We start from the raw sequence: 22,242 nt of genomic DNA, 5'->3' as shown, positions 1-22,242 counted from the left end.
CCGCGCATCTGACGGCTCGCCCCCGGCACCACACCGCCAGGGGCGGGCCGTTCCACATCGCCAGCCACCCGCCGCCCCCGGCGTCGCCGCCCACCCACGCTGCGGACGCGTCCCCCAGTCCTGCGACCCGTGAGGCGAGGGCCGACGCACACCCCACACCCGCCGCCGCTTGCCGCGCTAGCACCCGAGCCCTGGACCGTGTGGCACCGCCGCGCCCCGCGCCGGCACACCCACCACCCACACGAGAGGCCCCACGCCGTGACCACTCCTGACCCGACCACCGCGCCCCCGAAGACCAACGGCCCGGCCGCCGGGGCCGACGTCCTGTGGCATAACCTCACGGACGCGCTGAACGCTCTCGCCAGCGCCGGACAGTTCCCGCACTTCCACAACCTGTACGGGCCGCGCAACGACTGGCAGCACCAGCCCTACATCACCAGCGCGCACCCCTACGCCCCCTGGGTCCTCTACGACCTGGCCACCGGGAAGTTCACCGTGTCCGACCGGGAGAGGGCCCTCAGCGGCGAGCACTCCCAGCGGCCCCGGCGCGGCCGCCGCTGACCCTCCGCCAGCGGCCACCCGCCCCAACACCCCGCACCGCACTCCGCACGCCCCGCGCGGCCTGCGCCGCCGCCCCGGCCACAGCACCCCAGCCCCCGACCCGGAAGAAGCACCCCGATGACCAGCAAGCCCGACACCGGCCCCCTCACCAACCTCACCAGCAACCCCGACCCGGACACGGGCACAATGTCCACGCCGCCGGCCGAGCCGCCCCTGTGGGACGAATACGGCAACTACACGGCCGCCCCCGGCACGGAATACCCGTTCAGCGTCTCCGACATCGCCCGCGCCACCGCGCGGCTCCTCGGCCCCGGCTGGATGTCCGAGGCCGGGTTCTGGGGCGTTACCGGTGTCGTGGAGGCGCCGCGCACGCAGGGGGCCGTTCGAACTCACCGTGGACTACGAGGGCGACCTGTGCATCGTCTACGAGGCGCACCCCCGCGACCGCTTCCCCGACAGCCCGACCCTGCCCGAAGGCGTCACCAAGTACGACCAAGGCGTCTACCTCGAGCACGCCAGCGCCGCCGACGGACTCGATGCTCTCGCCGAGCGGTCCGCCGCCGCGATCCGCGCCATCACCGGCCGCCATCCGGCCCCCACCCCCAGGTGAACACCCTCCCGCCCCGCCCGGCGCCGGGCCTCCCGACCGCGCCGGCCGGGAGGCCCCACGCTGCCGGTCTTCAGGGACGGGCCCTGCGTGCTGTGCCCGCGCGGTACCGAGTGGTTGCGCAGACTCGGCCGGTAGATCGCTCCCGGACAGCCGGACGGTGTGGTTCTCACTGACCGGGAGGTGGGCTGATCGGGTCGCCCACACCGTGCGGCACGAGACTGAGCACACCGCTGCACTGGTCACAGGAGACGACGCCACCGGTACCGAGCCCGGCTCAGCCACTGCCGCTGCGGCCCCCGACCGCCATATGGACGCTCACGTAGTTCACATGATTCTCCAGCCGCTGACATGAGCTGAAGATCAGGCGGTCAGTGTCAGTCCCACCAGAGCACAACGAGGTGCTGCCGTGCCGGGCCGCGCCGGGTGCAGGGCCCCCGGCCCCGCGCGCGGCCCGCTCTAGATCTCAACCGACCCCGAAGGTGTCGCTGATGATGTCCCACACGCGTCCGCCCACACAGCGCCGCATCACCAGCATCAAGACCGCCGCCACGCTGGCCGGGCTCCTCACCCTAACGCTCCTCGCGCTCGCCGCGTCCCTCGACCGGCTCCCCACCTGAACAGACCGCCCCGCCCCCACGCCGGCCCGCCCGCGACGCCCCGACAAGCCCGCCGCACCGCCCCCGAGCCCCGCGCGCGGCACCCCCACCACCCGCCCCCGCCGGTACCGGGGCCGCGCGCGCATGGCCGCAGCCCGGGGCCCCTTACTTCCCGACGTCGAGAGGCGAGAACCACCCAGATGAAGGCCGCCAGCAAGGCTTTCTTCCCCCAACCGGTCTCAACCGGTTCGCTGAGCACCGGCACAGCTGCACCGTGTGCACACCGCCGCGGCCTCGGCCACGGTCGCCGCAGACATCGAACACCGCTGCCCCGAAGGCCAACGCCTGTCCGCACGGATCGGCACCCGCCACATCCGCACCTGGATCGGCCCCTATCCGCCGTCACGGCCCAAGGACCCCGCATCTTCATGTGGTCCCAATGCACTCAATGCGACTGGTACACGTGCCTCCTGGAGGACCAGCAGGGCCATGGAACACACCATGGCCGTCCAGGACCACGCCCGCGACGCCTGCGAAACGGACGGTCAACTGACATTGCCTACCGAGGGTGCGTGACGCTGTCGGCCCCTACGTCCGCCCCGTCCCGCTGTACGGCCCTGCACCCCCGGAACTCCCGAGTGCAGGACGTCCGCGTCCGGCTGCCCGTGAGCGGGACGTGGCATCGTCACCGTCGGTATCTCGAAGGTGGCTCTTTTGTGAGCGATCGATCAGTGATATCCCTAGTCACAGCCGTTGTAACGGCGACCGACCGGGCTGCACGAGGGGGGAACGTGTCGGATCAGACGCGTGCGCCACAAGGCCATCCCGCCGAACCGCCGCTGGTGCTCAAGGGCCCGGCGATGCAGTTTCCGTACATGCCGAGCCCCAAGAAGCTCGTCTTCGGGTACGACCCGGACGAGTTCGAGGAGTTTGTCAAGGAATGGGTGCCTGCCCTGCAATCGGAGTATGTGCGTGTGGAGCGGCAAGGCGGGAGCGGAGACCACGGCATCGATGTGGCCGCGTACCGCAGTGCGCAGGGTCTGGAAGGGCCGTGGGACAACTACCAGTGCAAGCGCTACAAGAGCGCCTTGAACTGGAGTACAGCCGCAGGTGAGATCCGCAAGATGTTCGTCGGGGTGGTGCTGGGTCATTTCGTCTTGCCCGTCCAGTACGTCTTCGTCGCCCCGGCGTTCGCCCGTAATCTGCGCACGGCGCTGGCGAAACCGGCTCAGACCCGTACGAAATTCCTTGAGGAGCTGGCCGAGACGAATGATGAGGTCATCACTCGTCTGACGGCCGATCAGCAACAGGAAGTGGCCCAGCTGGCCGAGCAGACGGACTTCTCCATGTTCGTGCCCGTCGACATGGACCTGATGCTCGAACAGCACAAAAGCACCCCGCATTGGGCCACCCGGTTCCCCGACGAACCGCGCGAACGCCCCGCCGTCATGCTGCCTCCTGACGAACACAATCCCGAGGAGGCCCAATACGTTCAGCAGCTCGTGCGGGTCTATGCCGAGCGGTGGAAGGCCGACGCCGACACCCTGGAACTGATCGCGCAGCACCCTACGGCCGGCGCTCACATGCGCCGGCAGCGCGAGGCGTTCTACAGCGCCGAGTCGTTGAAACGCTTCGCTCGCGACGCCTATCCCGAAGGACACTTCAACGCGGTCGTGGACGACGTCCACGCCCATGCGGTAGAGGTGGCCGACAAGCGCTTCGAACTCGGCTGGGACCGGCTGCAGGCGGTCCTGGAAGCGGCTGGTGCCGTGGCGCTGACGGAGACAGTTCTCACCCTGTATGTGAGGCCCCTGGACCGCAAGGGGGTATGCCATCACCTGGCGAACGACGGCCGACTGAAATGGTGTGAGGAAGGGGGAGCCGCGTGAACCCGCTCAACAGCCCGCTGGAGATCGGCGTGCGGGCACTGGTACTGCTGGCCGAGACCCACCCTCAGCCGCTCGACCTGGCACAGCTGGCCGTCCTCGACCACGCCGTACTTCACAGCGGCGACCTTGATGGGCCGCCCTCCCTGCACCCTTCCTTGCCGGGGCACTCCGGTGAACTGGGCATGAAGCGCACCGTGCTGGAACAAGCGCTGCTGGTCCTCATCCGTGCCGGACTCGCCGACGCCGAAGCCGACGAGACAGGACTGGTCTACCGGGCCACCGAACGCGGGCCCGCTTTCATCGACATTCTCGAGGCCCCCTACGTGGAGCGGCTGCGCGAGCGCGCCGAGTGGGCCGTGCACCACTGGGCCCCCAACACCGACGTACGCCAGGCCACCACGGAACTGCTGGGCGGCTCCCTGTCCGCATCTACGCCATTCGAAGGCCGCCGTGAGTGAACTGCAGCTGACCCATCTCACCTACTGCGGGGCCAACCTCCCCCCAGCGCAGATCATCTTCGGCCGGGAGCTGACCGTCATCTACGGGACCTCCAACACCGGCAAGTCGTTCATCGTGAAGTCGATCGAATACATGCTGGGCGGCGCCGACCTGGCGATGGTCCCCGAAGGCGAGGGCTACACACAGATCCTTCTGGGTCTGCTCATGCCGGACGGCAGCCCGCTGACGCTGCTGCGCGCTCCTGACAGCAACAGCATCTTCCTCTACCACGCGGATCTGCGTGCATTCGTGATGGACACGCCGGACGCGTCGGTCACCGCGGTCCACAACGCCCGCAGCCGCAACAGCCTCTCCATCCATCTGCTGCGCGCGCTCGGCCTGGACGAGGTACTGATCCGTAAAAACGAGGCCGGCGGCACCCGCCCCCTCGCGCTGAGCGATTTGCTGCACCTGTCGCTGGTCACCGAGAACCGCATGGTCGGTGACGTGCCGCCGGTGCTGCGTACCGGGACCGCCACCACGCGGACCGCGGAGCTGTCCGTCATGCGGTTCCTGCTCACCGGGGAAGGCGACCCGGCCGTGGACACCGGCCTCAATGCCGGGCAACGCCGCGTCCACAAGGGCCAGATACAGCTGTTGGACCAGCTCGTCCTCGACCTGTCATCCAAACTAAGGACGCAGGAGAACGAGCGCCAACTCCGCGACCGGCTCATCCGGATCCGCACCGCGCTGGACGAGCAGTCCGCACCGCTACGCCAGGTCAACGAATCCCACCGCGAAGCGGTCGACTCCCGCATGGAAACCGCCCGGGAGCTGGCCGCTCTTGATGAGCGGCTAACCGAGGTCAGTGACCTGCTGGGCCGCTTCAAATTGCTGGAGGCCCAGTACCGCTCGGACCTGGAACGGCTGGCCATGGTCAACGAAGCGGGCAGCATCCTCGGCTACTTCAAGGTCGGCACCTGCCCCTTCTGCGGCGCCGAACGCGAGCACCAGCGGCCCAACCACGGGGTGGAGGAAACCACCCAGCTCCACACCGCCGTCGAGGCAGAAGCCGCCAAGACGACCGCACTGCTCGCCGACCTGCTGCCCACCATCGCCCACCTGGACGGCGAACATACAGCTCTGATCAACCGCCGGGTGGAGGCCCAGTCCGACATCGGCGTGTGGGACCAGATCATCGCCGACCTGGAAGGCGGCATCGCCGCGGTGCGCTCCGACGTCGAAGAGCTGGTCGAGGAGCGGTCCGTCGTCGAGCGGGAACTGGAGCTGCAGGCCCGCATTGCGGAGCTCGACGACAAGAAATCCCGCCTGGTCGGTGAAGGGGCTGTAGCCACTGCACGCCCGACCCAGCACATCCCGACCGCCACGGTGGGCGACTTCGACTCCATCCTCCAACAGACCCTCAAGGCCTGGCAGGTACCGGCCGCCGACCACGCCGAATACGACCAGTACTACGCCGAGATCCGCGCGGGCGGCCGCAAGCGGATAGAGTGCGGCCAAGGGATGCGCGCGGTTCTGCACTCGGCGTTCACCACGGCACTGGCCCGCTTCTGCATGGATCGGGACCTGCACCATCTCGGCTTCGTCGTCCTGGACTCACCCGTGGTAACCTACCGCGACCCGGAACCCGACGACATCGACGACGTGGAACTGACCTCCACCGTCGTGGACCGGTTCTACAAGGACATGCTGTCCTTCCCCGGCCAGGCCATCATTGTCGAAAACGGCGACCCGCCCACCAAGGTGCTCTCCGAAGCCGTCACCTACCACTTCACCGGAACGGCAATCGGCAGAGCGGGCTTCTTCCCCTCACCCATTCACTAGCACCGAACCAACTCATGCAGCCTGGCATCTCCTTTTCGGGGGCGTGAAGCGGTTACTGCGGTGGCCGCGCCGGTGGGCGGCGCGGTCATGTATGCAGGTCCCTTCCAGCCTTTCGCCGCTGCCTGTTCAGCGCAGCAAGCCGCGCAGCGCTGCACCGACTTCACCCGCGCACAGACCGGCCTCTCACCTCGGACATCACGTCCCGCGCGCGGGGCCGTGCCCCCACCCCCGGGCACCACGCACCGCGCGGAGCGAGCCCCGCCGGTCACGCCCACCACTCCCGCAGCCGACCCCTCTGCCCCTGTTCCTCACACCCAGCCCCCGCCCGACTGCGCCGCCCCGCGCCGGTCCGCGCCCGGACCTCGGGCTCCCGGCGGCTGCCCGCGCGGCCGGCAGGCACGAAGCGTTGCGGCGGTAGCAGGGACGCTGAGCACGCTCCCCGCACCACCCATCCCCGGCCACCGACTACCAGCCGCGGGGAACCCGGAGCCCGCCCCCGCATCACCCACCTGGCCCCGCACTTCTACGCCCCGCGCACCAGCGAAATGCTCGGTGTCGACGCCGGCCAGGCAGTAGCAGTCGGCCCCGACGGCCATCTGATCACCGCCGCTGAGTCGGCTCTGGCAGACACAGCCTTCCAACGACGGGACCCCGACCTGTACGGGCCCCTCGCCTGGAACAACGAACTCGTACTGCCCGAAGGAGAGACCTTCGCCGACCCCAAGCCGGGAACCGTCCAGCACTGGGCCGCCACCGTCTACACCACCTGGCAGATCATGCAGCAGACAGGCACATCCCAGCTCACCGAAACCAAGCGACACCCACTGCCGCCCGCCGCTCGCAAGAAGGCAGGCCAGAAGGCAAAGAGGTCGGGAGCGCCAAGAAAGTCGGTGACGGCTCCGTCCGGGTGATCGACCTAGCAGCCCCCTCCCGCCCGGCGTCCACAGCGGCCGCCCGCGACGCCGCCGCGTCCGACGGCCGCCGCACGGTTCAGTGGTCATGCCGCTGGCCCGTACCGCCCTACCGCCGCAGCACCTGCCTCAACCCCTACCTGCACCACAAACTCAACGACACCGCCCTCGACCACCACGAACACCGCGAGGAGATCATCCCCCTCCGCATCAAAGGCCCCGCGGACAAGCCACTGCGCGTACCAGGGGGAACAACCTTCAAGTTTGACGCCCCTGCGCCCTGACGACCGGTCCCGCGCCCGGATGACAGACCCCACTCGGGGCACGTGGTGACAGCGGGCATCGGACGGCCTTGAGCTGGGTGCCCAGCCACGTCACGGTGTCCTGGGTGAGGCCGAGGTCCTCCGGCGTCCGGCCGGCGGCACGCAGTACCCCGCCGATGCTCGTCTCCTTGCGGTGTGTGCTGATCAGGTCTTCCAGGACCGGGTCGGCTGCCTCGATGCGTCGAGGAAGGCCAGGTCGTCGTTGTGGCGGTGATCTGCGGACGCGCATCCGCCCGGACCTGGGTGAGGCGCTTGTTCTCGGTGCTGGCTCTTCGCCGCCGAGCAGCGCCGCTGCTGCGGCCTCCTGTGGATCACACCGCCCACGTCCTCGCCAAGCGCCGTAGGACCTTTCTCCAGGTCACTCGCGAGGTACCGCCCAGACGGCGGTGACGATGATGGCGCCGGGCAGCAGGAGCGAGGCTTCGCCGAGGCCGTAGACGAGCCATGGCGGCATCACGGTCCAGTGGCCGTACGGGATGCCCACGGCGACACCGCCCGCGATCGCGAGCACACCGCCCACGTACAGGGTGGTCCAGGAGGCTATGCGCACGCGCCGGTCGAGGACGACATCGTCACGCCACTGCTCGGGAGTCTCCTCTTCGGGCCGGCTGGAGGGCGCGGAGGGCAGAGGTTTTCGCCAGAGGTAGAAGACGGCGGCGGCGACAACGACCCAGCTGCCCCACACCAGGGCGTCGGACCACCCGGAGGCTCGATGGTGCAGGACGGAGTTGGTGAAGCCGGAGGCGGACACGACGACCATCAACATGGAGAACTGTGCGGCGAACTGGATGAGTCCGCGGAAGAAGCTGACCGTACCGTGGGTGTTGCGGCCGTAGGCGGGCAGCAGCCAGGCGAGCGCGACGATCACCACGACTGCGTCACCCGCGAGGATCGCCCCGGAGAAGAGCTGCTCAGTGATGGCGCGGTTGCAGACCAGTTCGCCGGAAGTGAGCGCGTACAGGTACGAGGCAGTGGCCAGCCCGACGAAACAGGGCAGCAGGAGCCTCAGTCCGCGTGAGGCGTGGCCGTCACCCGAGGCCGGGTTTCTCTCCCCGATGACGACGACGATCCCGGCGAAGACGAAGCCGGCCATGATGCCGCAGAAGGCGCTCATGGCTCCGGCAGAGCCGACGGCACTCCAGTCGATACCGCCAGCGCCGCTGCTGCAGGTGTCAGGCCGGAAGGCGGTCAGGCTTTCAAGTGACGTCATGGCGGCAGATGTTGACAGTGCGGCATCCGCCGTCTCAGCGAGTCGACAGGATCGTGACCGACTTCCTGGCGCACTCAGGGCGCATTCCCCCGGCGCTCGATGTCAGGATGTGCGCCCCGGGAGGCGACCTGGGTCCTCGGCTACAGCGCACCCGCGGCCGCGGGTGCGCTGTAGCACGCCGACACCCAGGCCGAACGCGCCCTCGCCGCCGGGTCACCCGCCGTCGTCCACACCATCGACCCGCTCACCCTGCACGCGCTCGTCGCTCCGGCCGACGCCCGCGGACTCGCCCGCACCCGCTTCGCCCTGGACCGAGCCGGCCCGCAGGGTGCCGCGGTCCTCCTCGACACTCTGCGGACCTGGCTCACCCTGCACGGGCAGCCCCGCATGAAATTGTGGTTCGCCCTGCAACGGCTCCCGGACGGGAGAAGCGGTCAGCGTACGTCGACGTAGTCGCCGGCGGACGTGCTGTTCAGGTACGCGCTGGTCGCCGTGTACGCGGCGCTCCAGGTGCCGTCCTGCTTCGCGGTGAAGGTGAGGGTGAACTTGCCGTCGTTGCCCGTGGTCACGGTCGCCATGCCGGTGCTGGTCTTGGCTCCGGCGACGCGGAAGCGGATGGTCACGTGCTGGCCGGACACGCCCGTCCACGTGGAGCCGTTCTGGCGCTGTAGGGTCCCCGTCACGGTCAGGGTCCGGCCCTTGCGCACCGGCTCCGGCGAGGCGTTGAAGCCGGTGATGCGGGTGACCGCACGGGTCAGGTGCGCGACGCCGGTCGTGGTGGCGGTGGCGTCCGCGTTGCCGGGGTAGTACAGGCGCAGGTAGCCGGTGGGCTTGTGCAGCGTCTGCCAGGCGTCGAAGGCGCCCGTCGCGTCGGGGGTCACCGTCGCCACCGTCGTCCAGCCGGTACGGCCGTCCGCCGACTGCTGGAGCTGGACGCGCCCGGTGGGCAGAGGGCCCGCCGAGGCGCTGAGGCGGCCCTTGACCCTGACCGCCCCGGCGCCTGTGAAGGTGTGGTCGGACCAGGCGAGGGTGGAGTGCGAGAGGGCGTGCAGGGTGGCCTGCGCGTTGCCGCCTTGGAGGAAGGCGAAGCCTCCGACGCCCGCCGTCCAGCTGGTGTCACCGGTCACCGTGGCGAGCGTCTCGCTGAACCGGCCTCCGGTGCCGAGCTCGTAGGCGTGGGCGCCGTTCGGGCCGGTCAGGAGCACCTCGGTGTCTGGGTCGGCGGCCGGCAGCGGCGTCCAGGTGTCCGTCGTCGGGCTCAGGTACTGCGCGGTGCCGCCGACCGTGTAGGAGCCGCCGTACACGGCGGTGCCGGCGGCCTTGTTGAAGACGATCCGGGTCGGGCTCATCGTCCTGGACACCTGTACGGGGTCCGTGCCGACCGTCTGGTCGTCCTGCTGCACCGCGTACACGTACACGGAGTTACGCACGGGGGCGGTGATCCGGTAGCTGCCGTCGGCCTGGACGGCGGCCCCGATCTCGTAGGGACTCGATCCCGCCGACCGTGTCCCGGTGAGGTAGACCTCGCTCCCGGTCCAGCCGGGGGTGGTGGCTCCGGTGGCCGGGTCGAACGTCGACACCTTCCCGGTGGCGGTCACCGTCTGGTGCTCGAAATCCACCGTGGTCCGGTCCAAGGCGGTGTCGGTGAAGAAGGGCACGTCCTCGTAGCGGACGACGCCCCGGCCGACGTAGGTCGGGTGGTCACCGTCCGCGTCGGCGAGGTCGACGGTGGTGTCGTAGACGCCGTGGGTGCCCAGGGCCATCCGGTCGGAGCTGCGCCACGTGCCGTCTTCCGCGGTGCCGGAGACGAGGGTGAACCCGGTAACGGTCGTCACCGGCCGGTCACCGGAGACGCGCAGGGTGAGCTGCGCGGTGATGGAGCCGGCGTCGATCGCGGTGTCGGACGTCGCGTGGAACTCCAGGTAGCCGGCGTCGTCCGGGTCACCTCCGACCGAGGAGACGACGGGCAGCACGGTGTCGGCGGTGTCGGCGAACGCGGGGCCGGCTGCCGGGATGCTCACCAGGGCGGCGATGAGCGAGAGCGGTGCGATGAGAGGCCGACGCACAGGGGGCTCCAGAGGAATCGTCGAGACTCGGAAACGTACAGGTCAACGGACAAGCCAACGAACAGGTGGCCGATCATCGCACGGGCCCCGCAGGCTCTCGCGGGGGGCCCAGGTCGTCGGGACGGCCGTCGGCACGGCGACACTGGGGACCCTCGCCAAGCAGCACATGAAAACCCAGGTCGCCGACCGCAGCCACACCCTCACCTGGAAGCAGGAGCCCCGCCCCACCCTCAACCACGCCCTGGCCTTCGAAGGCACCTGCCGCAACTGCGGTGCCACCGTCACCGGTCTTGGGGACGTCCACCGGCCGCCCCGGCATCGGCAAGTCCAGGCTCGCCGATGCCGATTGCGGCTGGTGACGATCCTGCTGGCCTATTCCGGGCTCAGCGTGAGCGGCTCGCTGGTCAGGACAGCAGCGGCCGTCTTGGCGTTCCCGGCAGCGGGTGGAGTGGGGAATGCCGCCCGGACACCCCTGAACCCCCGGCCCCCGAACTCCCGCCCCGCGACGGCCAGGGGTCCGGGGGCCGCGTCCTGCCCGGCCCGCTGCTGCAGGAGACCGCCGCCGGTGGCGCCCCCGCACACCCCCCGGCACCACGGCGCGCCGACCCGCACACCAGTTCCCTCCCCGCCCGCCTGTTGCCGTTCTGCGTCTTGCCTCAGCTGGTTACGACGGCAAGAGGGGGCGCCGACCCAGCACGTCTCCCGCAGCCGTCGGGGCCTTGCACGGCTTGGTGCCGGCCGGGGCAGCGTCGGTGCTGCCGGAGGAACCCGCTCCCGCGCCCCTCCGCGTGCGGTCGAGCCTCCGGCCACCGGGCCGCCCCTCACCCCTCACCCCCTCAAGGGGCCGGCCCGGCCCCGACGACACCTACACCGTCACCCGCCTACCCGAACGCCGCCCCCGACCACTTCAATGGCTACCGCCAGGGCCACACGGTCGCCGGGGACACCCGCCCCCGACGGCACCCTCGCTGCGTCTGGTCTTCACCACCAGCAGGGCAAGCAGCGTTCACCAGGCGGCCGATGCCGCGTTCGTCGGCGGCAACCGTCACACCAGCGACGACCACGGCGCCGTCGCCAACGGGCAGCTCTCCTAGCCCCCGCCCCACCGGCCGCGCAGCCGCGCCTGGCCGGCCTACCGCCGGCTGGTCCTGTGCCGGCCCCAGCCTCGCGCCCGGCACGGGGCCGCCCGCATACCACCCACATCGCGTCCTCGGCGCGGCGTCCCCGTGCACCGCCACCCGCTCCGGCCGGGCCGCCGCCTTTCAGGCCCTGGCCCGGTTCCCGCGCCCGTGGGGAGGGCCCTGACCCGCCGGCAGCGGGAAGTCCTCCTCCTCGTGCTCCCCGCACCCGCGGGGATGGCCCCATCAAGCGGGACTGGCGGTCGAACGCCCGCGGGTGCTCCCCGCGTCCGCGGGGGTGGCCCCGAGACCGGGCTTCGCCTGGCTGCCGTTCATCGCGTGCTCCCCATGCCGCGGGGATGGTCCCGGCACGACGGTCCCGTTCACCAGCGTCTACCAGTGCTCCTCGCGTCCGCGGGGATGGTCCCCTCCAGAACGTTCCCCAGCTGGGCACCGAACTGCGCTCCCCGTGCCTGCGGGGATTGTCCCCAGGCAATCCAGGGCGGCGCCCGGGACGCCGCGTGCTCCCCGCGCCCGCGGGGGTGGTCCCCCGATGGACTGGCAGGACATAGAGCTGGACGAGTGCTCCCCGCGCCCGTGGGGATGGTCCCACCCGGGACGGGGAGTGGATGCCGAGGGCCTTGTGCTCGCCGTGCCCGCGGGGATGGTCCCGTCCGGACGCCGACGGACGAGGAGATCGAACAGTGCTCCCTGCGCCCGCGGGGATGGTCCCCACCGCCCTGGCGACCGCCGGCCGACGACGAAGTGCTCCCCGCGCTCGCGGGGATGGTCCCCCGGCCGCGTCCGACCGCGCCCAGGCTGCCGTCCCCGCCTAACGCCAGGCGCCCCGGTCGAAGCCCCTGTCGCCCAGCGGGAGCTGCACCCCGGGCACAGCGACGCCGGACGGCTCCTCGCCTCCTACACCAAGGCAGCCACCGTGCTCGCCCAACTCTCATGCGGCGACCCGTCTTGACAGACTAGGAACGCCAGTGGTGTAGCGGCGGCCGGCCCGGACTCAAACACAGGGCTGACCAGGTACGGCCTATGGACGGAAGGCCGCAGCGCATAGTTACATCCCGGTCATGCTCCATGTAGGAAGATCCCACGTCGTTGAAGTGCTCGCAGGTGCGCTCCTGCTGTTCTCCCTGCTCACGTTTGTGTGGCAATTGGACCGGCGTAGTCGAGGACTGAGCATCAAGAGGCCGTGGTTCGCCGCCGCCGTGGCAGCATTGATCATCTACCACTTCTCGCCCTACTCATGAGTGATCAAAGTTGAGCGCAATCGCGCCTCCTACGAGTCTTCTAGGCCTGTGCTCGAAGACGTGGATCAGAACAAGGTGTCCGTGCTCTCCGGGACCGACGTGCGGGGGCGGGGGGTTTGGGGTCCTTCCCGAACAGTGCCTGGGTCCCGCACTCGTCGGGCACGGCGGGGACCGGCCGGCACACGGCCGCGTCGACCAGGTTGAGCGGGGCGGAGTCGTCGAAGTCAGCGCGCTTCCCCCGGGTGGCTCTGTTCACGAGATGCGGTTCTGGCTCGCTTTCCGTGATGCGCGCACGCTGAGTGACGGCTGACGCTCCGATCGAGATCCGGGAAGTTGCCTGAAAATGACCAGGGCCGATCTTGATGTGGTCGACAGTGCGGCGTCGTGGAAGAGATGGTGCCCCGCCTGGAGGGCCTGCTGTTACCGTCCGTCGCGGACGTGTCGGTGCTGTCGCTGGACGTGAGCCACGAGGCAATACGCATCGACGTCTGCAGTACGGCGGACGGGGCGGCATGCCGGGACTGTGGGAGCCAGTCGACCCGGGTGCACAGCTCTTACCTGCGGTTTCCAGCGGACGTTCCGAGTGGGGGACGTCTGGTGGTCCTGCAACTGCGAGTCCGGCGGTTCTTCTGTCCGGAGTCTTCGTGTGCTCGGCGGACGTTCGCTGAGCAGATGCCGGGGCTGACCCGGCGGCACAGCAGGTGGACGGAGCGGTTGCGGTCGACTCTCACCGCGGTGGGTCTCGCCCTCGCCGGCCGGGCCGGCGCCCGGATGGCCCGGGCGTTCGGGGTGCCCATCAGCCGCAGCGCGGTGTTGCGGCTGCTCGATGCATTGCCCGAACCTGCAGTCCCGGCCCCGCGGGTGGTGGGGGTTGATGAGTACGCCACACGCAAAGGACGGGTCTACGGCACGGTGCTCGTCGACGTCGAGACCCGCCGGCCGGTGGATATGCTGCCTGACCGGGAGGCGTCCAGCCTGGCCGCATGGCTGGCGAAGCGACCCGGGATCGAGATTGTCTGCCGGGACCGCGCGCCGTTCTTCGCGGAAGGCGCCACAGCCGGGGCACCCCAGGCGACGCAGGTCGCCGACCGCTGGCATCTGTGGCACAACCTCGGGGAGGCCGCTGAGCGGGCTGTCGCCCGCCACCGCCAGTGCCTTCGCGTCCTGGTCCCCGATCGCGAGGGGAAGGTCGATGAACCGGCGCCGCCCGAGGAGAAGGCGGACTCTCCATGGCGGAGCGAGCGGTTCGCCAACCGCGTCCGAGCCAGGCACGCCACGGTTCACGCGCTGCTGGAAGCCGGCCACAGCCGCCGTTCCATCGGGCGTCAGCTCCACATGACCCACCGCACCGTCAAAAGCCTCGCCGACGCCGCGAAGCCGGAAGACCTCTTTCGCGGCCAGTGGCAGCACAACAGGACCTCCGTCCTCGACGAGTACAAGCCCTACCTGGACGAACGCTGGGACGAGGGCTGCACCAACGCCTGGAAGCTCTGGGAGGAGATCGTTCCCTTGGGCTATCGAGGCAGCTACGGCCGCGTCAGCGCCTACCTGCGAGAGAAGCGCACCTCGCCACGGCCGGTCACCGCGCAACCGCCGGCACCCCGCGTGGTGACGAGATGGATCCTCAGCCGACCCGAGACGCTGACCGAGATCGAACAGCTCCGGCTCAAGGCCGTCCTTGCCAACTGCCCTGAACTCGGCGCCTTGACCGGTCACGTCCGGTCCTTCGCCGAAATGCTCACCGAGCGGCAGGGGGAACGGCTTCCGCAGTGGCTCGACGCCGTCCGCCAGGACGACCTTCCCAGCCTCCATACTCTCGCGGCCGGCATCGATCGAGACCGCGACGCCGTCATCGCCGGCCTGACCCTGCCCTGGAACTCCGGCGTCGTCGAAGGACACGTCAACAGGATCAAGATGCTCAAGCGCCAGATGTTCGGCCGAGCCGGTTTCAGCCTGCTACGGAAGCGCGTATTGCTGGCCACCTGATCAACCACCCGGCTCTCGGTGATAGGACTTCCCTCTACCGAAAGATGATGAGAAGGCGACAGCGTGGACGCAGTAGTAGCGATCAGCCTGATCCGCATGGCCGCTGCAGACCTGGCCATGGAACCCTGGCAGCGTCCTTCGGACGCTTACCTGGTCCAGTTGGGCCTGGACGCCCTGATGGCCGACGTCGGGGCTCCCTCGCTTCCCCTGCTGGCTGGCCTCGCGCGTGGTGAGTATCCCCAGGCCCGCGAGCTGTTCGACCTTGTGCTGGAAGAGTTGGGCCTGCTGCCGCTGGTCTCGGAAGATCTTGCCAAGGCGCGATGGACCGCGGCCCAGTGGTGGGCCGGCCAGATCGTGGCGTGCCAACTCGATCCCGTGCACGGAGCGAAGCTGATCTATGAGGAAGCCGCAGCCGAACTCGACTACCCCGACGCGCTGCAACCCATCGTTGATCTGGCGAGAGCACTCGACCTGCCGAACGATCAACCTCCGGACCAGCAGCACGTTTGCGACCGGGTCACCTCCGCGGCGCGAGACTTTCTCGCCACAGAAGCGCACCAGAACCACAGCCTTTGAGCTACGTCGCATGACCCACCGTGACCGGTTCACGGAAAGCGAGCCAGAACCCGAGATGCGACAGCAGCTGTTCACGACTTCTGGAGGAACGGCCCCATGTCTTGTTCGATTCCCCCCACATCGAGCAGCAGTAGGCGGAGCCAGAAAGAGCGATTTCCCAGGCGACTTCCGGAGTCGGCGGTCAATCACCGGTGCGTCCAGTGCCGCGCAGAAGAGCCAGTTGCTGGTGGACGGCGCCGGTCACCCTGCTCTCGTCGCCGGTGGCCAGCAGGTCGAGCAGCGCGCCGCGCAGTACGGCCAGCGTCAGCGTGCGGCGTACGACGCCCTCCTCGGCGTCCCGCTCGGTCCGCGGCTGGCAGTCGGCGAGTACGTCGATCCAGTCCTCCACGGTGCTCCTGGCGAACCCGGCCCATGGGCCGTCGGGATCGACGAGGGAGCGGGCGTATGCCTCGGCCCACAGGCGCAGCAGCGGACGGTGTTCGTCACGGTGGCGAGACCGACGGGCCGCTCGGGCCGACGGAGTCCGGCCATGAGCGCCAACTCTTCCGCGCGGGCTCGCTCCAGCAACGCCCGCACGAGCCCATCCTTGTTCCCGAACAGGAACATCAGCACGCGCGTGCTGGAGCCGATCGCCTCTGCGAGCGGGCGCAGCGACAGATCGGCCAGGCGGCAGCGACCATCTGCCGTGGCTCACCGGCGCGTGAGCACGCGGAACTCGTTGCCGTCGGGGTCGGCCAGCAGCACGGCTCCGTCCCCGACGTGGGCGGAGTCGACACGCTTCGCGCCCAGGGAGAGCAGGCGCTCGACCTCTGTTTGCTGATCGTCGTCCGGTGCGAGGTCGAAGTGCAGGTCCTTGCCGGGGTCCGGCATGAGCGGCGGACCACCCCACGTGATCTTCGTGCCGCCGTTCGGTGACTGGATGGCGGTCTCCTCGTCCTGGTCCCAGACCAGCGGCCAGCCCAGAGCCTCGCTCCAGAAGTAGCCCACGGTCTGCGAACCATCGCAGGCGAGCGCACCGATGAGGCCGCAGCCGGCGAGGAATTTGTTGCCCGGTTCGATGACACAGAACTCGTTGCCCTCAGGGTCGGCGAGTACCACATGGGATGCGTCCGGTCCCTGGCCGACGTCGGCGTGCTGAGCACCGAAGGCGAGCGCCCTGGCCACGGTCTCCTGCTGTTCCTCCAGTGAGGAGCTGGTCAGGTCGAAGTGCAGCCGGTTCTGGGCGGCCTTCTGCGTCGAGGAGAGGCGGAAGCCGAGGCGGTAGCCGGCATCATTCCCGGACAGCAGGGCGACGCCACCGTAAGAATCGTCGGCTCTCTCCAAGCCCAGGACGCCCGACCAGAAGTGCGCTAGGCGTTCGCGGTGGTGCGCGGCGAAGGAGATTGCAAAGAGTCGGCTGCTCATTGCGTCACGCATCCTCGGTCCGTTGAATGCCAAGGTCGGCAGGGCGCCACGCCAGCGCCTCGAACGAGGATCCTATGGGCGGCCCAGCCTTAGTTGCAGCCGAGTATTCCGTGGCCGCAGAACCCGCCGCCGATGAAGATCGGGGCGACGGCACAGGTAGCGGATGCCGCTGGCGGGCATGCAGGCGAGGGACGCACCCTTGTCGAGGTAGATGCTGCCGTCCACGGGATGCACGTGGTGGAAGGCGCCGTGCCCGACCGTCTCCAGTTCCCGGCGGGCGACAACCACCCCACTGTCGGCGTCGTGCACGACCCACTGGTCCCCGCCCCCACGGCCCGCCATCGCGTCCGGCCGGTAGACCCACACCGTCCGGCCGTGCAGAGACAGCGCACAGCCAGGCCGGTGGCCATGGCGTGCGTCAGAGTGCGGTTCGAAGTCCGAGGCCCACATGAGGTCACCGGCGCGCGTGAGGCAGACCACTCAGTTCAGCGTCGTGTACACGACCCGCTCCAAATCCTGCCGGACCACCGACGCTACGCCCTCCTCGCCATCCCGCGGCTGGGAAACCGCTGCGAGCTCCAACGTCCCGTAGACGCCGGCGCCCACGATGTAGGCGTGGATCCGCCCGTCGCGGAGACGAGTGATGACTTTCGGTGGCGGCTCAGGAATCATCCGCTGAGGCTAACGCCCAGCAGGAACCTCAGGAGCCGGGGCGGTGTGCGCCCGAGCTGGGTAGGCACCGGCTAGCTGCAACGCTCATGGGCCAACGAAAGCATTACTGTAAAAGCCCCGTCACAGAACGGCCCGCGCCGAGCGCGGGCCGTGAGCTGGCGACAGGGCGGGGATGGTTCAGGGTGATACGTCGAGGATCCGGACGCCTACCCCGTCCCAGTCCTTGGGTGTGGTGGTGACCACCCGGGCGCCCTCCGGACGCTCTAGGTCGGGCTGTGCCACATGCCTGGTATGGGACCAGCCCAGGGAGCGGGACTCTCCGGATGCCGCGAGGACGGCTGCCAGGTCGAGGGGGTGGAAGGCGATCTGATCAAGCATGGCGACGTGGCCAGCCACTCCGGCACGGGACCGGTCGGCGTCCGCGAGTGCGGCCAGAGCGACGTGGACGCGCCAGGAATCCGTGGCAGCGGACTGGTGCAAGATCCGCGAGACCAGAACATTGCCCGCCCCCAGGGCCAGGAGGGCGCTCTCGTCCAGGACCACGTCCACCGCCTGGGCGGGGGAAGGGCTCATGCAGTGTCGCCGAGTCGGCGGGCCAGTTCGGCGTCTGCCGCCGAGTCCTGCTCGGGGGTCGGGGTGTAGCCCGACATCTCCCGCAGCACCGACAGGGTGCGGGCCGTGCGTTCGGCGCGCTCGCTCACCGTCGGGGTGTGCGCCGCGAAGTCGCTCACCAGCTGCGCGATGCTGGTGCCCTTCTCGGCGGCGAGGGCGGCGAGTCTGTCCCGGACGGTGTCCTCGACCTTGATCGTCGTGTGTGCCATGGAGGCAAGAATACATCAGGTATACCGATGGGGAGGAGAGGCGCGTACGTGGTGTGCGTGCTGGAGCCGCTGCACCGCGCGCTACCGGGTCTATTCGCAGTGCACCGGACTTCAGCCCGGGGGTGAAGCGAATCTTTAGCCTGCTCTGACCTCAGCTGTGTGCACGGATGTGCACTGTTCACCTCAGCCCTGGTCACAGAGTGGCCGGTTCTGCAGTGGCGACCTGTGCGAACGTTCTCATCATTCCCCATGAACCGATCTCCTATCATGATCTGCGTGCAGCTTCGGTACAGCTTCCGTCTGTACCCGAGTGCCGGTCAGCGCATGGCGTTGGCGAGGGCGTTCGGGTGTGCGCGGGTGGTCTACAACGACGCCCTCAGGGCTCGGGAGACCGCCCGCAGCGAGGGGCTGGCGTTCCCGAAGACCGGGGATCTTTCGAAGCAGTTCATCACCGACGCCAAGCGGACGCCCGAGCGGGCGTGGCTGGGCGAGGTGTCGGCGGTCGTTCTGCAGCAGTCCCTGAGGGACCTGGATGCGGCGTACCGGAACTTCTTCGACGCTCTGAAGGGCAAGCGCCCGCGCGTGGGCGCGCCCCGGTACAAGTCCCGCAGGGACAGCCGGCAGGCCGTCCGGTTCACCGCGAACGCCCGCTGGTCGATCACGGCGGGCGGCAAGCTGCGCCTGCCGAAGATCGGAGACGTGCGGGTGAGGTGGTCGCGGACGCTGCCCTCGACGCCGTCCACGGTGAGCGTGGTCAAGGACTCGGCGGGTCGGTACTTCGCCAGCTTCGTGGTGGAGACCGGCCCGGAGGAAATTCTGCCGGAGGCGACGCCCGAGGTGGGCGTCGACCTCGGGCTCGGGCACTTCGCGGTCCTCTCCGACGGCCGGAAGATCGACAGTCCGCGGTTCCTGCGCCGGGCCGAGAAGCGCTTGAAGAAGGCGCAGCGGGACCTGTCCCGCAAGGAGAAAGGCAGCCAGAACAGGGACAGGGCCAGGATCCGCGTTGCGCGGGCGCACGCGCGTGTCGCGGACGCGCGCCGCGAGTTCCACCACCGGCTCTCCACGAAGCTGATCCGTGAGAACCAAGCGGTCGCGGTGGAGGACCTGGCGGTGAAGGGACTTGCCCGTACGCGTCTGGCCAAGTCCGTGCATGACGCCGGATGGTCGGCGTTCGTGACCATGCTGGAGTACAAGGCCGCCCGGTACGGGCGCACCTTCGTGCGCATCGGCCGGTTCGAGCCCACCTCGCAGGTCTGCTCGGCCTGCGGTGTCAAGGACGGCCCCAAGCCCCTGCACGTCCGAGAGTGGACCTGCGGTGCATGCGGGGCCGTCCTGGACAGAGATGTCAACGCGGCGGTCAACGTCGCCAAGGCGGCCGGACTGGCCGTGACAGCCCGTGGAGCGCAGGTAAGACGGGGACCCGTCCCCGCACCGCGCGGCGAAGCGGGAACCCGCCCGGAGCCGCACCCGACAACGGTGCGGCAGACGGGAATCGCCCTCCTTTAGGTGGGCGAGGATGTCAACGGACTGGATGCTGCAGCTCGGCCCGGCGGCTCCCCGGGAGCTGCTGGACCGGCTGCACCGCGACCTGCTCCACTACAGTGGCGGACGGCTCGAGGACGACATCGCGGCCGTCGCCGTCCGCTGCGGGCACCCTGGCGCTCAGGACCGCTCCGCGTAGGCGCGGTCCGCCGTGCGGCGTGGTGCGCCCAGTCCCGCCAGCGCGGTGAGCACCCTGTCGTTGGCCTTGCGGCGGCCGACGGTGAGCCGCAGCCCCTCGCCGGGGTAGTGGCGTACCTGGACGCCGGCGAGGGCGAGGGCCCGGGCGCCCTCGTCCACCCGGTCGGGCGCGGCGAGCCAGACGGAATTGGCGTGGCCCGCGGGGACGCGCCAGCCGAGGCCTTCGAGCTCGTGGCGCAGCCGTTCGCGTTCGGCGACGACGGCGTCCACGCGCAGCCGCAGCTCGCCGTCGGCCCGTAGCGAGGCCTTCACCGCCGCCGTCGCCACCGCGTTGATCCCGAAGGGCAGCTGGTGCCGGCGGATCCGCTCCACCAGCTCCGGGGCGCCGAGCCCGTAGCCGACCCGCAGCGCGGCCAGGCCGTAGGCCTTGGAGAACGTGCGCAGCACCAGCAGGTTGGGGTGCGCGCCCAGGAGCGCGGGCGCGTCCGGCAGCCCGGGGCCGCGCGCGAACTCCACGTACGCCTCGTCGAGGAGCACGGTGACGTGCCGGGGGATCCGCCGCAGGAACGCCGACAGGGCCTCGGCGGTGATCACGCTTCCGGTGGGGTTGTGCGGATTGCACAGCACCACGACGCGGGTGCGGCGGCCGAGTGCGGCGAGCAGTGCGCCCAGGTCCTGCCGTCCGTCCGGTGAGAGGGGCACGGGAACGGGCCGGGCGCCCGTCATCTCGGCCAGCAGGGGGTACGCGTCGAAGCTGCGCCAGGCGTAGACCATCGCGTCACCGCCCCGGACGACCGCCTGGAGCGACTGCAGGGCGACGCCCACCGATCCGCTGCCCACCACGACGTGGTCGGAGGGCACCCCGCACCATGCGGCGATCCGCTCGGTGAGGTCGTCCGGGTAGAACTGCGGGTACCGGTGGGCTCGCGCGACGGCCCGCCGCATCGCCTCGCGCACGGCGGGCAGCGGTGGGTACGGGCTCTCGTTCAGGGCCAGCCGGTGCAGCACGGGCACGCTCATCGGTCACCCCCGCCCGCCGTGCCAGCGGACGGCGGCGGCACCGGCGAAGTCGCCCGCGTGGGCGAAGCCCCCGAGCACCACCAGGTCACCGTCCTTCACCTCACCCGAACGGATCGCGCGGTCCAGGGTCACCGGCATCGCCGCTCCGAACAGGTTGCCGTACTCGTCGAAAGTGTTCAGGTGCCGTTCGGCCGGCAACCGCAGCGCCTCCCGCCAGTTCCGCAGGAAGGTGCGGTTCGGCTGGTTGGTGATGAGGACGTCGATGTCGCCCGTTGCCACACCGAGCCGTCCGCACAGGTCCGTGACGACCTCCGGCACGAGCCGGTTGCCGCGTGCCAGGACCTTGGCGACGCTCGAGTCGGTGAACCCGATCCGCAACTGGGACTCCCCGGGCTCCCAGTACTTGCGGCCGTCGTCGACCGCCACCCGCATGTCCCCGGCGTAGTCGCCGACGTGCCGGGTCTCCACGTCGAGGACCGGGGAGCCGGCCGACCTCGTCACGTACCCCACGCCGCAGCCGTCGCCCGGGATCGCGGCCTGCGCGAGCCTGCGCACCTCGGACTGGGTGAACCACTGGCCCGCCGCGCTCTGCGCGTTGCAGATCAGCGCCGTCTTCGCGTCGGTCGTGGTGAGGAGGTGCCGGGCCAGCTTCAGCATGTGCACGAAGGAGGCGCAGCCCGCGTTGGCCACGTCGACGAGCCACTCCGGCCGCAGGCCCAGCCGGCGTGCCACCTCGGTGCCCGCGCCCACGAACGGCAGGTCCGGCAGCTGACTGTGCACCAGCAGCACGTCGACGCCCCGTATCGCGGCCCGCCCGTGCCGTTCGATGAGGGGCTGCACGGCCCTCTCCACCATGTCCGCGTTGGTCTCGTCCGGCGCCACGTGGTGCCGGAACGGCGGGACCTTGAACATGGGGTGGCCGCGCAGCTTGTCCTCCGCTCCCGGGTACTCGGTGTAGAACGCGGCCGGGACCGGCTCACCGGGGAGGTATGCCGCGACGTCGGTGAGACTGACCGCGGTCACCGCGTCACCGCCGTCGCCGGAGCCACGCAGACGGGCAGGCCGCCGCGGTGGCGGTGCTCCAGGATCGCCTTGAGGTTGTTCATCTCCAGCGTGTGCCCGGCGTAGAAGAGGTCCCAGTAGTCACCCACCCAGGGCCGGCGGATTCCAGTGGTCGTCGCAACACGTGATCACTGACGTGTGGCGGCGAGCAGTTTAGACAGACGCTCGGCTGGGGTTTCCCAGCCGAGCGTC

The 22,242-nt window shown here is 69.9% G+C and carries 20 protein-coding genes and 2 pseudogenes; 11 read left to right on the top strand and 11 right to left on the bottom strand.

All coding sequences use genetic code 11. From position 1 onward, the window contains the following. Nucleotides 1-258: 258 nt before the first annotated feature. The 7 genes from ACFQ9Z_RS37095 to ACFQ9Z_RS37065 all read left to right on the top strand — a co-directional run bounded on the left by ACFQ9Z_RS37095 (nt 259) and on the right by ACFQ9Z_RS37065 (nt 6,850). Entirely contained in the window at nt 259-561 is a 303-nt protein-coding gene (locus tag ACFQ9Z_RS37095) for a hypothetical protein (RefSeq protein WP_383030610.1), read from the top strand. Between the two features lie 394 nt (nt 562-955). Then, nucleotides 956-1,171, top strand: coding sequence for a hypothetical protein (locus ACFQ9Z_RS37090; RefSeq protein ID WP_383030608.1), 216 nt, complete (start codon nt 956-958; stop codon nt 1,169-1,171). A gap of 488 nt (nt 1,172-1,659) precedes the next feature. Continuing rightward, nucleotides 1,660-1,788, top strand: coding sequence for a hypothetical protein (locus tag ACFQ9Z_RS37085; protein WP_383030606.1), 129 nt, complete (start codon nt 1,660-1,662; stop codon nt 1,786-1,788). A 770-nt stretch (nt 1,789-2,558) separates the two neighbouring features. After that, nucleotides 2,559-3,656, top strand: a complete 1,098-nt coding sequence (locus tag ACFQ9Z_RS37080) for an ABC-three component system protein (protein WP_383030604.1) — start codon at nt 2,559-2,561, stop codon at nt 3,654-3,656. After that, nucleotides 3,653-4,114 carry an ABC-three component system middle component 2 gene (locus ACFQ9Z_RS37075; RefSeq protein ID WP_383030601.1) on the top strand — a complete coding sequence of 154 codons (462 nt, stop codon included), beginning with the start codon at nt 3,653-3,655 and terminating at the stop codon, nt 4,112-4,114. Before ACFQ9Z_RS37080 ends, ACFQ9Z_RS37075 begins: the two co-directional genes overlap by 4 nt. Then, the gene (locus tag ACFQ9Z_RS37070) at nt 4,107-5,939 is read left to right on the top strand and encodes a hypothetical protein (RefSeq protein ID WP_383030599.1); all 1,833 of its coding nucleotides are present in this window, start codon (nt 4,107-4,109) and stop codon (nt 5,937-5,939) included. The genes ACFQ9Z_RS37075 and ACFQ9Z_RS37070 overlap by 8 nt, the downstream gene beginning before the upstream one ends. Nucleotides 5,940-6,484: 545 nt before the next feature. Beyond that, a complete protein-coding gene (locus ACFQ9Z_RS37065) occupies nt 6,485-6,850 on the top strand; it encodes a hypothetical protein (RefSeq protein ID WP_383030596.1) in 366 nt (121 codons plus the stop codon). Nucleotides 6,851-7,531: 681 nt separating this feature from the next. Here ACFQ9Z_RS37065 and ACFQ9Z_RS37060 read toward each other — a convergent pair. From ACFQ9Z_RS37060 to ACFQ9Z_RS37050, 3 genes are all read right to left on the bottom strand, one after another. Further along, the gene (locus tag ACFQ9Z_RS37060; protein ID WP_383030594.1) at nt 7,532-8,383 is read right to left on the bottom strand and encodes a hypothetical protein; all 852 of its coding nucleotides are present in this window, start codon (nt 8,381-8,383) and stop codon (nt 7,532-7,534) included. Between the two features lie 213 nt (nt 8,384-8,596). Beyond that, entirely contained in the window at nt 8,597-8,758 is a 162-nt protein-coding gene (locus tag ACFQ9Z_RS37055) for a hypothetical protein (protein ID WP_383030592.1), read from the bottom strand. Between the two features lie 59 nt (nt 8,759-8,817). Then, nucleotides 8,818-10,449: a hypothetical protein gene (locus ACFQ9Z_RS37050; RefSeq protein ID WP_383030589.1), complete on the bottom strand. Its 1,632-nt coding sequence runs from the start codon at nt 10,447-10,449 to the stop codon at nt 8,818-8,820. Between the two features lie 2,773 nt (nt 10,450-13,222). Here ACFQ9Z_RS37050 and ACFQ9Z_RS37045 point away from each other — a divergent pair. Further along, entirely contained in the window at nt 13,223-14,815 is a 1,593-nt protein-coding gene (locus tag ACFQ9Z_RS37045) for an ISL3 family transposase (RefSeq protein WP_383030656.1), read from the top strand. Nucleotides 14,816-14,878: 63 nt separating this feature from the next. Further along, nucleotides 14,879-15,391: a hypothetical protein gene (locus tag ACFQ9Z_RS37040; RefSeq protein ID WP_383030587.1), complete on the top strand. Its 513-nt coding sequence runs from the start codon at nt 14,879-14,881 to the stop codon at nt 15,389-15,391. A gap of 181 nt (nt 15,392-15,572) precedes the next feature. Here the strand turns inward: ACFQ9Z_RS37040 and ACFQ9Z_RS37035 are convergent. From ACFQ9Z_RS37035 to ACFQ9Z_RS37015, 5 genes and pseudogenes are all read right to left on the bottom strand, one after another. Continuing rightward, nucleotides 15,573-16,057, bottom strand: a pseudogene (locus ACFQ9Z_RS37035) (TetR/AcrR family transcriptional regulator). Nucleotides 16,058-16,081: 24 nt separating this feature from the next. Continuing rightward, nucleotides 16,082-16,795: a VOC family protein gene (locus ACFQ9Z_RS37030; RefSeq protein ID WP_383030585.1), complete on the bottom strand. Its 714-nt coding sequence runs from the start codon at nt 16,793-16,795 to the stop codon at nt 16,082-16,084. A 195-nt stretch (nt 16,796-16,990) separates the two neighbouring features. After that, nucleotides 16,991-17,467 (bottom strand): annotated as a pseudogene (locus ACFQ9Z_RS37025) (hypothetical protein); the annotation flags it as partial. Nucleotides 17,468-17,644: 177 nt separating this feature from the next. Then, nucleotides 17,645-18,040 (bottom strand): hypothetical protein, encoded by a 396-nt coding sequence (locus tag ACFQ9Z_RS37020; protein ID WP_383030582.1) that lies wholly within the window; start codon nt 18,038-18,040, stop codon nt 17,645-17,647. Next, nucleotides 18,037-18,288: a hypothetical protein gene (locus tag ACFQ9Z_RS37015; protein WP_383030579.1), complete on the bottom strand. Its 252-nt coding sequence runs from the start codon at nt 18,286-18,288 to the stop codon at nt 18,037-18,039. Before ACFQ9Z_RS37015 ends, ACFQ9Z_RS37020 begins: the two co-directional genes overlap by 4 nt. A gap of 276 nt (nt 18,289-18,564) precedes the next feature. Between ACFQ9Z_RS37015 and ACFQ9Z_RS37010 the strand changes: the two genes are divergently transcribed. After that, entirely contained in the window at nt 18,565-19,794 is a 1,230-nt protein-coding gene (locus tag ACFQ9Z_RS37010) for an RNA-guided endonuclease InsQ/TnpB family protein (protein ID WP_383030577.1), read from the top strand. A gap of 10 nt (nt 19,795-19,804) precedes the next feature. After that, nucleotides 19,805-19,969, top strand: a complete 165-nt coding sequence (locus ACFQ9Z_RS37005; protein WP_383030574.1) for a hypothetical protein — start codon at nt 19,805-19,807, stop codon at nt 19,967-19,969. On the opposite strand, the gene ACFQ9Z_RS37000 is transcribed toward ACFQ9Z_RS37005, so the two are convergent. The 3 genes from ACFQ9Z_RS37000 to ACFQ9Z_RS36990 are packed head-to-tail and all read right to left on the bottom strand — an operon-like array spanning nt 19,951 to nt 22,139. Further along, nucleotides 19,951-20,988, bottom strand: coding sequence for a histidinol-phosphate transaminase (locus ACFQ9Z_RS37000; RefSeq protein ID WP_383030572.1), 1,038 nt, complete (start codon nt 20,986-20,988; stop codon nt 19,951-19,953). The genes ACFQ9Z_RS37005 and ACFQ9Z_RS37000 overlap by 19 nt on opposite strands. A 3-nt stretch (nt 20,989-20,991) precedes the next feature. Beyond that, nucleotides 20,992-22,011, bottom strand: coding sequence for a 3-oxoacyl-ACP synthase III family protein (locus ACFQ9Z_RS36995; RefSeq protein WP_383030569.1), 1,020 nt, complete (start codon nt 22,009-22,011; stop codon nt 20,992-20,994). Further along, nucleotides 22,008-22,139: a hypothetical protein gene (locus tag ACFQ9Z_RS36990; protein WP_383030566.1), complete on the bottom strand. Its 132-nt coding sequence runs from the start codon at nt 22,137-22,139 to the stop codon at nt 22,008-22,010. The genes ACFQ9Z_RS36995 and ACFQ9Z_RS36990 overlap by 4 nt, the downstream gene beginning before the upstream one ends. Nucleotides 22,140-22,242: the final 103 nt, after the last annotated feature.

It is taken from the genome of Streptomyces sp. NPDC056580 (assembly GCF_042793175.1).
GTDB lineage: Bacteria > Actinomycetota > Actinomycetes > Streptomycetales > Streptomycetaceae > Streptomyces.
The sequence above is the reverse complement of the archived record's forward strand: the minus strand, read 5'-3'. Positions and strand labels throughout refer to the sequence as shown.